The organism is Polaromonas sp. P1_E11, from assembly GCF_056405995.1.
This window is the reverse complement of record NZ_JBFUBA010000003.1, coordinates 272,023-283,812: the sequence shown is the minus strand read 5'-3', so window position 1 is coordinate 283,812 and position 11,790 is coordinate 272,023. Positions and strand designations below refer to the sequence as shown.

Sequence of the window (11,790 nt, the reverse complement as noted above, 5' to 3'; positions counted from 1 at the left end):
GTCAGCGGATATGAGTTCCAACCCGGCAGCATCGTCTGTCTATTCTGCCTATCAAGGCAACACCTATCTCTTCGGCGGCAACGCGCCCTATGTCGAAGAGATGTACGAAAACTACCTTGCCAACCCTGGCAGCGTGCCCGATAACTGGCGCGAGTATTTCGACGCACTCCAGCACGTTCCCGCCGTCGACGGCAGCAATGCCAAGGACGTTCCACACCTGCCGGTCGTCAACGCCTTTGCCGAGCGCGCCAAGCAGGGCCAGACCAAGGTCGTGGTCGCCAGCGGCGCCGACTCCGAAATGGGCCGTAAGCGCACGGCCGTCCAGCAGCTGATTGCCGCCTACCGCAACGTCGGCGCACGCTGGGCCGACCTGGATCCGCTCAAGCGTGCCGAACGCGACAAAATTCCCGAACTGGAGCCGTCTTTCTACGGTTTCAGCGACGCTGACCAGGAAACCGTGTTCAACACCAGCAACACGTTCTTCGGCAAAGACACCATGAGCCTGCGCGAGCTCATGAACGCACTGCGCGAAACGTACTGCGGCACCATCGGCGCCGAATACATGTACGCGACCGACCAGAACCACAAGCGCTGGTGGCAGCAAAAGCTCGAGTCGATTCGCAGCAAGCCCAATTTCAACAAGGAAAAGAAACTCCACATCCTGGACCGCCTGACGGCGGCCGAAGGCCTGGAGCGCTTTCTGCACACCAAATACGTCGGCCAGAAGCGGTTCTCGCTGGAAGGCGGCGAGAGCTTCATCGCCTGCATGGACGAGCTGATCCAGCAAGGCGGTATCAAGGGCGTGCAGGAAATCGTGATCGGCATGGCCCACCGCGGCCGCCTGAATGTGCTGGTCAATTCCCTGGGCAAAGTCCCCGCCGACCTGTTCGCCGAATTCGACCACACCGCACCTGAAGACCTGCCAAGCGGTGACGTCAAATACCACCAGGGCTTCAGCTCCGACGTGACCACCCCCGGCGGCCCGGTCCACCTGACGTTGGCTTTCAATCCCTCGCACCTGGAAATCGTCAACCCGGTGGTTGAAGGTTCCGTGCGTGCCCGTATGGACCGCCGCGCTGACCCCAAGGGCCTGCAGGTGCTGCCGGTGCTGGTGCACGGTGATGCCGCCTTTGCAGGGCAGGGCGTTGTCATGGAAACGCTGGCGCTGGCCGAGACCCGTGGTTACTTCACGGGCGGCACGGTGCACATCGTCATCAACAACCAGATCGGTTTCACCACCAGCGACCCGCGCGACAGCCGCTCGACGCTGTACTGCTCCGACGTCGTCAAGATGATTGAGGCGCCGGTGCTGCACGTCAATGGCGACGACCCGGAAGCCGTGGTGCTGGCTACCCAGCTGGCCCTCGAGTTCCGCATGGAGTTCCAGAAGGATGTCGTGGTCGACATCATCTGCTTCCGCAAGCTGGGCCACAACGAGCAGGACACGCCTGCGCTGACCCAGCCGCTGATGTACAAGAAGATTGCGCAGCACCCCGGAACCCGCCGCTTATACGCCGACAAACTGACGGCACAGGGCATGGGCGACACCCTGGGCGATGACATGGTCAAGGCCACGCGCGCCGCGCTGGATGCCGGCAAGAGCACGTTTGATCCGGTTCTCACCAACTTCAAGAGCAAGTATGCGGTTGACTGGGTGCCTTACCTGGGAAAGAAGTGGACCGATGCCGGCGACACCGCGATCCCGATGGCCGAGTGGAAGCGTCTTGCCGACAAGATCACGGCCATCCCCGCGACCGTGACGCCGCACCAGCTGGTCAAGAAGGTATATGACGACCGCGCAGCCATGGGCCGCGGGGATGTCCCTGTGGACTGGGGCATGGGCGAGCACATGGCGTTTGCCTCACTGGTGGCAAGCGGCTATCCGGTGCGCCTGTCGGGCGAAGATTGCGGACGCGGCACGTTCACGCACCGCCATGCCGTCATTCACGACCAGAATCGCGAAAAGTTCGACACCGGCACCTATGTGCCGCTGCAGAACGTGGCCGACAACCAGGCTCCGTTCGTTGTCATCGACTCCATCCTGTCGGAAGAGGCCGTGCTGGCGTTTGAATACGGCTATGCCTCGAACGATCCGAACACGCTTGTGATCTGGGAAGCCCAGTTCGGCGACTTCGCCAATGGCGCGCAGGTCGTGATCGACCAGTTCATCGCTTCCGGTGAAGTGAAGTGGGGCCGTGTCAACGGTATCACGCTGATGCTGCCGCACGGTTATGAAGGCCAGGGCCCGGAGCACAGTTCGGCACGCCTGGAGCGTTTCATGCAGCTGTCGGCGGACACCAACATGCAGGTGGTGCAACCGACGACCGCCAGCCAGATCTTCCACGTGTTGCGCCGCCAGATGGTGCGCAACCTGCGCAAGCCGCTGGTCATCATGACGCCCAAGTCGCTGCTGCGTAACAAGGACGCCACCTCGCCGCTGTCCGAATTCACCAAGGGTGGGTTCCAGACCATCATCCCCGAGACCAAGGATGACATTAACAAGAAGGCAGACAAGGTCAAGCGCATCATCGCGTGCTCGGGCAAGGTGTATTACGACCTGGCCAAGAAGCGTGAAGAAAAGGGCATTGACGATACGGCCATTATTCGTGTTGAGCAGCTTTATCCGTTCCCGCACAAGGCTTTTGCGGCCGAGCTGAAAAAGTACCCGAACGTCACCGACATCGTGTGGTGCCAGGACGAGCCACAAAATCAGGGTGCCTGGTTCTTTGTGCAGCACTACATCCACGAGAACATGTTCGAAGGTCAAAAACTGGGCTATTCCGGCCGTGCTGCTTCGGCATCACCGGCTGTGGGTTATTCGCACCTGCACCAGGAGCAGCAAAAGGCGCTGGTGGACGGCGCGTTTGCCAAGCTCAAGGGCTTTGTGCTGACCAAGTAAGGTCGCCCCTTCCCGAACCAAGAACACGAACACAAGAACGAACCCGAAAGAATCAACATGGCTATCGTAGAAGTCAAAGTCCCCCAGTTGTCCGAGTCCGTGGCTGAGGCCACCATGCTGCAATGGAAGAAAAAAGTCGGTGATGCAATCGCAGTGGATGAAATCCTGATTGAGATCGAAACCGACAAGGTGGTGCTGGAAGTGCCGGCGCCTTCCGCCGGCGTGCTGACCGAGCTGGTCGTCGCAGACGGCGGCACGGTGGTGTCAGATCAGGTGATTGCCCGGATCGACACCGAAGGCAAAGCGGGTGCCGCTGCCCCCGCAGCCGCCCCGGCGGCGGCCGCGGCAGCACCTGCCGCCGCTGTGGCCTCTGCGCCTGCTCCCGCAGCCGGTGGTTCCATGGCTGGCGTTCCCATGCCCGCTGCAGCCAAGTTGATGGCCGACAACAACCTTGCCGCCGGTTCGGTGCCTGGAACCGGCAAGGATGGCCGCGTTACCAAGGGCGACGTCCTCGGTGCGGCTGCTGGCGGTGCCAAGCCGGCCGCTGCTGTTGCCATTCCCACGGGCGTGCCTACTGCGGCCTTGCCGCAGGTTGCTGCCTCCGCCAAACCTTCTGATCTGGGTGACCGCCCTGAACAGCGCGTGCCCATGAGCCGCTTGCGCGCGCGTATCGCCGAGCGCCTGCTGCAATCGCAGGCCACCAACGCCATCCTGACCACTTTCAACGAAGTGAACATGGCGCCCGTGATGGAAATGCGCAAGCGTTTCCAGGAGAAGTTCGAAAAAGAACACGGTGTGAAGATCGGCTTCATGAGTTTCTTCGTCAAGGCAGCTGTGCATGCGCTGAAAAAGTACCCTGTGCTCAACGCATCGGTTGACGGCAATGACATCGTCTATCACGGCTACTTCGACATCGGTATCGCCGTCGGTTCCCCGCGCGGCCTTGTGGTGCCCATCCTGCGCAATGCCGACCAGATGAGCTTTGCGGACATCGAGAAGAAGATTGCCGAATACGGCGCCAAGGCGCGCGACGGCAAACTTGGCATTGAAGAAATGTCCGGTGGTACCTTTTCGATCTCCAATGGCGGCGTGTTCGGCTCCATGCTGTCGACCCCCATCATTAATCCGCCGCAGTCCGCGATCTTGGGCGTGCATGCGACCAAAGACCGCGCCGTGGTGGAAAACGGCCAGATCGTCGTTCGCCCGATGAACTACCTTGCCATGAGCTACGACCACCGCATCGTCGACGGCCGCGAGGCCGTGCTGGGCCTGGTTGCGATGAAGGAAGCGCTGGAAGATCCTGCACGTCTGCTGTTCGACATCTAAGGCTGTCGATGCGCCGCCTCGTCGCCTGCCTGGCCTGCACGTTGAGCGTGGGCCTTGTCGCGGCTGCGCCGCCGGCTGGCGACAACTGGAGCGGTTACTACGGGCTGCAATGGGTCAGTGTTTCGCAGGCGGAGTCCCGGCTGGTACTGGCGAAGGCGCCGGATGCTGACCCGCGGAAGCTGGTTGAAAAATACCAGTCGGACCTGGTCCGCTGGACTATTGCCGATGTGCGGACCCCTGCGGAGACCGTAAACCTGCGCCGCTTTCTCGCGGAGGAGTACGAGGGCTTTGGCTGGGCCGCGCTGCATGCCGCCGGCGGGATTGAATGCCTCGATGCCAGGCATCTGTTTGTCTGCAGGACCGCGCCAGGAACGACCGTGAAAATTGGCCGCGATGGTCCCCAGCAGGAAAGCTTGCAGGCGCGCACCGGTGTATTTGGAATCGTCCTCCACGCGGGGGCGTTTGAACTCAAGAAGGAATAAAGAAACATGTCTAAACAATTCGACGTCATCGTCATCGGCGGCGGCCCTGGCGGCTACATTGCCGCGATTCGCGCGGCCCAACTGGGCTTCAACGTTGCCTGTATCGACGAATGGAAGAACGCCAAAGGCGGCCCGGCCCTGGGTGGCACCTGCACCAACGTGGGCTGCATTCCGTCCAAGGCGCTGCTGCAATCGTCCGAACATTTCGACCATGCCAGCCACCACTTTGCCGATCACGGCATTGAGGTCAAGGGCTTGGGCCTGGATGTCACGAAGATGCTTGCCCGCAAGGACACGGTCGTCAAGCAGAACAACGACGGCATCGTCTACCTGTTCAAGAAGAACAAGGTCACCTTTTTTCACGGCCGTGGCTCCTTTGTCGCCGCCAAAGATGGCCTTTATGACGTCAAGGTCGCTGGTGCCGCTGAGGAAACCATCTCCGGCAAGCACATCATCGTGGCCACGGGTTCGAACGCCCGCGCGCTCCCGGGTGCGCCATTTGACGAGGAAAACATCCTGTCGAATGATGGCGCATTGCGCATCGGTGCCGTGCCCAAGAAGCTGGGCCTGATCGGCTCCGGCGTGATCGGCCTGGAAATGGGCTCGGTCTGGCGCCGCCTGGGGGCAGACGTGACGGTACTGGAAGGTCTGCCGACGTTCCTGGGTGCGGTCGATCAGCAGATCGCCAAGGAAGCAAAGAAAGCATTCGACAAGCAAGGCCTGAAAATCGCGCTCGGCGTAAAGGTCGGCGAGATCAAGAGCGGCAAGAAAGGTGTCAGTGTTGCCTACACCGATGCCAAGGGCGAGGCCCAGACCCTGGAGGTGGACAAGCTCATCATCTCGATTGGCCGGGTAGCCAACACCCAGGGCCTGAACCCTGAAGCCGTTGGACTGAAGCTCGACGAGCGCGGCGCCGTGGTGGTGGATGACGAATGCAAGACCAGCCTGCCCAATGTCTGGGCTATCGGCGACGTGGTACGCGGCCCCATGCTGGCGCACAAGGCCGAGGAAGAGGGCGTTGCGGTTGCCGAGCGCATTGCCGGGCAGCATGGTCATGTCAACTTCAACACAATTCCCTGGGTGATCTACACCAACCCTGAAATCGCCTGGGTGGGCCAGACCGAAGAGCAGCTCAAGGCTGCCGGCCGGGCGTACAAGGCAGGGACTTTCCCGTTCATGGCCAACGGCCGCGCGCGCGCGCTGGGTGACACGACTGGCATGGTGAAGATGCTGGCCGATGCTGCAACGGATGAAATTCTCGGCGTGCACATCGTCGGTCCGATGGCCAGCGAACTGATCGCCGAATGCGTGGTGGCCATGGAATTCCGCGCCAGCAGCGAAGACATCGCACGCATCTGCCATGCCCATCCGTCTTTGAGCGAGGCGACCAAGGAAGCTGCGCTGGCGGTCGACAAGCGTACCTTGAATTTCTGAGCACGCAGGCAAGAAGTCGGTGAATCAACCGGTGCGCTCGGCGTACGACGCCGAACTTGCGGCGCGGGGCTATCAAAGCGATCCTGCCCAGTTGCGGGCAGTCGAAGCGCTTGAGCGTTGCGCCTCTGAGTGGGCGGTGTTCAAGGAGCAGCGCTCCAATGCCATCAAGAAGCTGATAAACCGGCCTGATGTCCCTCGTGGCGTGTACATGTACGGAGGCGTCGGCCGGGGAAAAAGTTTCTTGATGGACTGCTTTTTCGGGGCTGTCCCGCTCAGGCGCAAGGTACGGCTGCACTTTCACGAGTTCATGCGCGAGGTGCACCGGGAGTTGCAGGACCTTCAGGGTACGGCAAATCCGCTGGACGAGCTGGGCCGGCGCATTGCGAAGCGATACCGGCTCATCTGCTTTGACGAGTTTCATGTGGCGGACATCACCGACGCGATGATTCTTCATCGTCTGTTGTCGGCCCTGTTTGACAATGGAGTCGGCTTTGTCACAACTTCCAACTTCCAGCCGGACGAGCTGTATCCGAATGGCATGCATCGCGACCGTGTTCTTCCGGCCATTGAACTCCTGAAGGCCAGGCTGGAGGTCATCAGTGTTGACAACGGGACGGACTACCGCGGGCGCACGTTAGCCCAGGCGAAGCTCTATCACACCCCGCTAGGCATTCAGGCCGATGCTGAAATGACTGAAACTTTTAATGCGCTGGCTGAGTCTCAGGATGAGAACCCGGTATTGCAGATTGAGTCCAGGCAAATCCAGGCGAGGCGCAAGGCGGGGGGAGTCGTCTGGTTTGACTTCAAGACGCTGTGTGGTGGTCCGCGTTCGCAAAACGATTACCTGGAAATAGCCACGCAGTTTCATACCGTGCTGCTAAGCGATGTACCGCATATGCCGGTGCGTATGGCGTCCGAGGCACGGCGATTCACCTGGCTGGTGGATGTGCTGTATGACCGCCGGGTCAAGTTGATCATGTCGGCAGAAGTCGCTCCTGAGGCGTTGTACACCGAGGGGCCACTGGTACACGAATTTCCCCGTACGATTTCCCGGCTGAACGAAATGCAGTCAAGGGAATTCCTGGCGCTTGAACGCAGAAACGTCGATACAACACTCACATGAAGCATCTGGTTACCGCCTGTTTTCTTACCGCTTTAAGCGTGCTCGTGAATGCGCAGTCCACGTTGGAGACGGCTGCGCCTGCTGACCAGATTCGAAGCATTGAGGCCGAGCGGACGAGAATCAGCGGCGAACGCACCAGGCTGGAGGCAGGCTTTTTGGCCGAGGATGCCGCATGCTACGACCGGTTTGCCGTCAACAGTTGCCTCGGCAAAGTCAATGAGCGGCGGCGCGAAGCCATGGCAGACCTACGCAGGCAGGAGTTGTCGCTCAATGACGAGGAGCGCCGCATCAAAGGGGCAGAGCAGATCCGCAAAACAGAAGAGAAGTCGTCAGCTGAAAAGCAGCAGGAAGCCGCAGACCGCCGGGCGAAGGCCTTGACAGACTCCCAATCCCGTCTTGAACGGGAGAAAAAGAAAGCCGAGGACCGTGGCGCAGCCAAGGCCGCAGAGCAAGGCAGCAGCGACGCCAACGCTGCCAAGATAAAGGGCAGCCAGGAACGGGCCCAGGACCGGCTCGACAAGCAGGCCACGGATGCGGAAGAAGCCAAAAAATTCAGTGACCGTCAGAAGGAGGCTCAGGAGCGCAAGGCGCAGCATGAGCGTGACCGCCTGAAACAAACAAAATCCCCGGCGAAGCCGCTGCCTTTGCCGGAGTAAGCCTGGTTTTGAACTGCCGTGCGGAACTCAACCCAGAGGTTCGAGTTTGACGATTACCAGCGAGAGGTTGTCACCGCCGCCTCTTGCACGGGATCTTGCTTTCTGGATCAGGAACTCAGTTGCCTCGCGAGGTGACAGCATGGACAGGGCCGAGCCCATTTCACTGGTACTGAAATAGTGCCAGACCCCGTCACTGCAAGCCAGCAGGACGTCTTCAGGCCGGAGTTGCGGAATGAAATGATGGGTAATAGGTGGCGCATCCTCCGTACCCAGGCAACCCATCAGGATGTTTGACTGCGGATGGACATTGGCTTCTTCCTCGGTAATCTCGCCTTTGTCCACCAGGGTCTGCACATACGAGTGGTCCACCGTCCTGTGTACCAGCTTGCTGCCCTGGTAATGGTAGATCCGGGAGTCGCCGGTATGTACCCAGTGACAGTCCCCACCCGGGTTGATCAGAAATGCCGCCAGCGTGCTGTGCGGTTCCTGCTCGGCCGAGATGGCAGTCAGTTTGATGACGATATGGGCTTCTTCGATGACCTGCTTGAGCATCGCAGGGGCATCATCCGTTTCCGGGGCATAACGTTCAAAAAGCTGCTTGGCCGTCAACATGACCTGATCGGAGGCCTTGCGCCCCCCGCTACGGCCTCCCATGCCGTCCGCCACGATACCCAACATGCAGCCGGGAATGCGTGAGTGACTGAACAGGTTGACCTGATCCTGCTGGTAGTCCCGATCGCCTTTATGGATACCGGTAGACGCTGTGATTCGATAGCCTTTGGACATTGTGTGGTCGTTCAAGCGCGAGGCTCGATTTATGGTCGCAATCGACGTATTATCAAGCGAAGCAGCGTGCACGGATAAAAACCTTGGACTTAAATTTACATTCCCCGGAACGCCAGCTGATCGAACTCAAAATGGAGCACGCCGATCTCAATGCTCTGGTGGACCTGACCGCGCACGCCTTTCCCATTGATGAGTTGTTGCTCAGGCGCCTCAAAAAGCGGCGTTTGCAGCTTCGTGACCAGATTGCACAGCTTGAGCTGTCGCTGGATCCCCCAGAGCCTGCCTGATGACCCTTGCGATAGAAGTAGAAGAGGCTTTTGCGCCGGGAGGTGTCCTGTCGCGCGCAGTGGAGCATTTCGTCCCGCGCAGCGGCCAGACCGAAATGGCCTTGGCCGTGGCGCGTGCCATCGAGGGTGCATACCCCCTTGTGGTCGAAGCCAGTACCGGCGTCGGTAAAACTTTTTCATACCTGGTTCCCGCTTTGCTGAGCGGCGAGCGCGTGTTGTTGTCGACAGCGACCAAGGCCTTGCAAGACCAGCTTTTCGGTCGTGATTTGCCGCAACTGGTGGAGACACTGGGTCTTCCCGTCAGCACGGCGCTGCTCAAAGGCCGGGGCAGTTACCTGTGCCTGCACCGTATGGAAATGGCGCGCCAGGAGGCTTATTTGCCCGACGGCGTTTCCGTGCGCGCCTTGGCCAAAATTGAAGAGTGGTCCAAGCTCACGCGCACCGGCGACCTGGCCGAACTCCCGGGGCTGGACGAACGTTCGCCGGTGATTCCCCTGGTTACCTCCACGCGTGAAAATTGCCTGGGCGCCACCTGTCCGCGTTTTCGGGCCTGTCATGTGAACCTGGCCCGCAGGGAAGCCATGGCTGCCGACGTGGTGGTGATCAACCATCACCTGTTCTTTGCCGACTTGGCGGTGCGTGAATCTGGTGTCGCCGAGTTGTTGCCTTCCGTGCGCATCGCCATCTTCGATGAAGCGCACCAGCTCAACGAGACCGGTGTGCAATTTCTGGGAACAAACCTGACCACGGGCCAGCTTCTTGATTTTGCGAGGGACATGCTGGCAACCGGCCTGCAGATGGCCCGCGGGCTGGTGGACTGGCAGGAGGTGGTGTCGGCCGTCGAGAACGCCGCGCGCGAGCTGCGTCTGTGCGCCGGAAAACAGTACCCCGGCACCAAACTGCGGTGGGTGGGTGAGTCTCCGGAGGGGTTGAATGCGGCTGAGTGGAACAGTGCGTTGCAAGTCATTCACACGTCTTGCGAGCAGGCTTGTGCCGCTCTGGATACGGTCAGTGAAATCGCGCCTGATTTCGTTCGCCTCCATGAGCGTGCCGAGGAACTGGCGGAACGCGCCCAGCGTTTCGTTCATGCATGCGAACCGGGCTGCGTGCGCTGGGCGGACGTGGGAACCCAGCTCCGGCTGGTCGAGTCGCCACTGGATATTTCGAAGGCGGTGAAAAGCAAAGTGCTGGGTGCCTCCGCCGGCTCGGCGAAGTCCTGGATATTCACCTCCGCCACACTGGGAGATGACGACAAGCTCAGCTGGTTTACCAAGCCTTGCGGACTGGAAGATGCCGAGATCTTGCGGGTAGGAAGTCCTTTTGATTACGAGAGGCAGGCGGCTTTGTATGTGCCTGAGGTGTTCCCCAAACCGGGAGACCCGGCGCACACCATGAAAGTCGCCGAAGCTGCCGCCAGATGGTCGAGACGTCTCGGGGGGCGTACCATGGTTTTGACGACCACATTACGGGCTCTGCGCACCATTGGTGATGCACTCAGAGAGGTTTTTCTGGATTCGCCGGATATGGAGGTGCTGGTTCAGGGAGCCATGCCCAAGCGTGTGCTGATTGAACGCTTCCGAGAAGGCAATGCCAATGGTGGCAAAGGCTGTGTGCTGGTGGCTTCGGCGTCATTTTGGGAGGGCATTGACGTGCCTGGCGACGCGCTCCAAATGGTTGTCATTGACAAGCTGCCTTTTCCGCCTCCGAACGACCCGCTGGCCGAGGCGCGCTCAAAGCTCCTCGAATCACAAGGCCGCAGTGCTTTTAACGACTATTTTCTGCCCGAGGCAGCGGTAGCTCTCAAGCAGGGTGCAGGGCGTCTGATACGCCGAGAAAGTGACCAGGGGGTGTTGGTGGTGTGTGACAGCCGCCTGGCAACCATGGGTTATGGGCGGCGTTTGCTGCGAGCTCTTCCGCCGATGCGGCGGTTGGCATCCGAGGAGGAGCTGTTCGACCGGCTGGAAGCTCTTACCAGAACTTGTACCAAGGATTGTCTCCCGACTTGAATCCCTTGCTCAGGTATTCGCTTTGCGGGTAGCTCTTTTCGAGGATACGGCGGGTATCGTCACGCAATTCAACCATGCCCAGCGCGTCGTAGGACTTGTACAGAATAAAGGTCGCCTCTTCCAGTGCGGGCACATCGCGATAGTCGGCGATTGCGCTCTGCGCACGGTTGATTGCAGCCACGTAGGCACCGCGTGAATAGTAGTACCGCGCGACATGCACTTCGGATTGGGCCAGCGAGTTCACGATATAGCTCATCCGCAGACGGGCATCTGGCGAATATTTTGATTCTGGAAAGCGGGTGACAAGGTCCCTGAATGACTCAAAGGATTCCTTGGCCGCTTTCTGGTCCCTTTCGGATAAGTCCTGACGGGAGATAAACCCGAAAATTCCGAGGTTGTCATTGAAGTTCACCAGGCCCTTGAGATACAACGCATAGTCTAGGGCCGGGCTGGCCGGATGCAACCTCATGAACCGGTCCAATGTTGCTATGGCCTGAGCTTGTTCTCCCCCCTTGTACTGGGCATAGGCTTTCTCAAGCTGCGCTTGCTGGGCGAGGGGGGTACCCGCAGCACGGCCTTCCAGTTTTTCGTACAGCGGGATTGCCTTGTCATAAGCTCCGCCGCTGGCCTCATCTTTTGCTTCGGCGTAAATCTTGTTGGGGCTCCATGTGGCGGTCTTGTCGGGCGCCGGGGTGCTCGAACATCCGGCAACGACGAAAGAGAAAGCACACACGGCTGCAAAAAGCGGCATTGCATTGGGAACAACCGATAATTTGGTGGAAAACATTGCA

10 protein-coding genes are annotated in these 11,790 nt (G+C 59.9%); 8 read left to right on the top strand and 2 right to left on the bottom strand.

Annotated elements, in window-relative coordinates:
• The first annotated feature begins 10 nt into the window (after positions 1-10).
• The 6 genes from AC1D11_RS15150 to AC1D11_RS15125 are packed head-to-tail and all read left to right on the top strand — an operon-like array spanning position 11 to position 7,920.
• The gene (locus AC1D11_RS15150) at positions 11-2,899 is read left to right on the top strand and encodes a 2-oxoglutarate dehydrogenase E1 component (protein ID WP_477649463.1); all 2,889 of its coding nucleotides are present in this window, start codon (positions 11-13) and stop codon (positions 2,897-2,899) included.
• A gap of 57 nt (positions 2,900-2,956) precedes the next feature.
• A complete protein-coding gene (gene odhB / locus AC1D11_RS15145) occupies positions 2,957-4,225 on the top strand; it encodes a 2-oxoglutarate dehydrogenase complex dihydrolipoyllysine-residue succinyltransferase (RefSeq protein ID WP_477651148.1) in 1,269 nt (422 codons plus the stop codon).
• Positions 4,226-4,233: 8 nt separating this feature from the next.
• Positions 4,234-4,707 (top strand): hypothetical protein, encoded by a 474-nt coding sequence (locus AC1D11_RS15140; protein ID WP_477651147.1) that lies wholly within the window; start codon positions 4,234-4,236, stop codon positions 4,705-4,707.
• A gap of 6 nt (positions 4,708-4,713) precedes the next feature.
• Entirely contained in the window at positions 4,714-6,141 is a 1,428-nt protein-coding gene (gene lpdA / locus AC1D11_RS15135; protein WP_477649466.1) for a dihydrolipoyl dehydrogenase, read from the top strand.
• A gap of 19 nt (positions 6,142-6,160) precedes the next feature.
• Positions 6,161-7,264 carry a cell division protein ZapE gene (gene zapE, locus AC1D11_RS15130; protein WP_477649467.1) on the top strand — a complete coding sequence of 368 codons (1,104 nt, stop codon included), beginning with the start codon at positions 6,161-6,163 and terminating at the stop codon, positions 7,262-7,264.
• On the top strand, positions 7,261-7,920 hold the full coding sequence (locus AC1D11_RS15125; RefSeq protein ID WP_477649468.1) for a hypothetical protein: 660 nt from the start codon (positions 7,261-7,263) through the stop codon (positions 7,918-7,920). The genes zapE and AC1D11_RS15125 overlap by 4 nt, the downstream gene beginning before the upstream one ends.
• 27 nt (positions 7,921-7,947) lie before the next feature.
• Here AC1D11_RS15125 and AC1D11_RS15120 read toward each other — a convergent pair whose 3' ends face one another.
• Positions 7,948-8,706, bottom strand: coding sequence for a PP2C family protein-serine/threonine phosphatase (locus AC1D11_RS15120; RefSeq protein WP_477649471.1), 759 nt, complete (start codon positions 8,704-8,706; stop codon positions 7,948-7,950).
• An 83-nt stretch (positions 8,707-8,789) separates the two neighbouring features.
• Here AC1D11_RS15120 and AC1D11_RS15115 point away from each other — a divergent pair, with 83 nt between their 5' ends.
• Both AC1D11_RS15115 and AC1D11_RS15110 read left to right on the top strand, forming a co-directional pair.
• Positions 8,790-8,993, top strand: a complete 204-nt coding sequence (locus AC1D11_RS15115; RefSeq protein ID WP_457280662.1) for a DUF465 domain-containing protein — start codon at positions 8,790-8,792, stop codon at positions 8,991-8,993.
• The gene (locus tag AC1D11_RS15110; RefSeq protein WP_477649469.1) at positions 8,993-10,999 is read left to right on the top strand and encodes an ATP-dependent DNA helicase; all 2,007 of its coding nucleotides are present in this window, start codon (positions 8,993-8,995) and stop codon (positions 10,997-10,999) included. The genes AC1D11_RS15115 and AC1D11_RS15110 overlap by 1 nt, the downstream gene beginning before the upstream one ends.
• On the opposite strand, the gene AC1D11_RS15105 is transcribed toward AC1D11_RS15110, so the two are convergent.
• Positions 10,962-11,786, bottom strand: coding sequence for an outer membrane protein assembly factor BamD (locus AC1D11_RS15105; RefSeq protein ID WP_477651146.1), 825 nt, complete (start codon positions 11,784-11,786; stop codon positions 10,962-10,964). The two genes, AC1D11_RS15110 and AC1D11_RS15105, sit on opposite strands and share 38 nt — an antisense overlap.
• Positions 11,787-11,790 lie beyond the last annotated feature (4 nt).

What these genes read in the sequence shown, in the direction of transcription:
- AC1D11_RS15150 (WP_477649463.1), top strand. Translation starts at nt 11, where the DNA reads ATGAGTTCCAACCCGGCAGCATCGTCTGTCTATTCTGCCTATCAAGGC.
- odhB (WP_477651148.1), top strand. Translation starts at nt 2,957, where the DNA reads ATGGCTATCGTAGAAGTCAAAGTCCCCCAGTTGTCCGAGTCCGTGGCT.
- AC1D11_RS15140 (WP_477651147.1), top strand. Translation starts at nt 4,234, where the DNA reads ATGCGCCGCCTCGTCGCCTGCCTGGCCTGCACGTTGAGCGTGGGCCTT.
- lpdA (WP_477649466.1), top strand. Translation starts at nt 4,714, where the DNA reads ATGTCTAAACAATTCGACGTCATCGTCATCGGCGGCGGCCCTGGCGGC.
- AC1D11_RS15125 (WP_477649468.1), top strand. Translation starts at nt 7,261, where the DNA reads ATGAAGCATCTGGTTACCGCCTGTTTTCTTACCGCTTTAAGCGTGCTC.
- AC1D11_RS15120 (WP_477649471.1), bottom strand. Translation starts at nt 8,706, where the DNA reads ATGTCCAAAGGCTATCGAATCACAGCGTCTACCGGTATCCATAAAGGC.
- AC1D11_RS15110 (WP_477649469.1), top strand. Translation starts at nt 8,993, where the DNA reads ATGACCCTTGCGATAGAAGTAGAAGAGGCTTTTGCGCCGGGAGGTGTC.
- AC1D11_RS15105 (WP_477651146.1), bottom strand. Translation starts at nt 11,786, where the DNA reads ATGTTTTCCACCAAATTATCGGTTGTTCCCAATGCAATGCCGCTTTTT.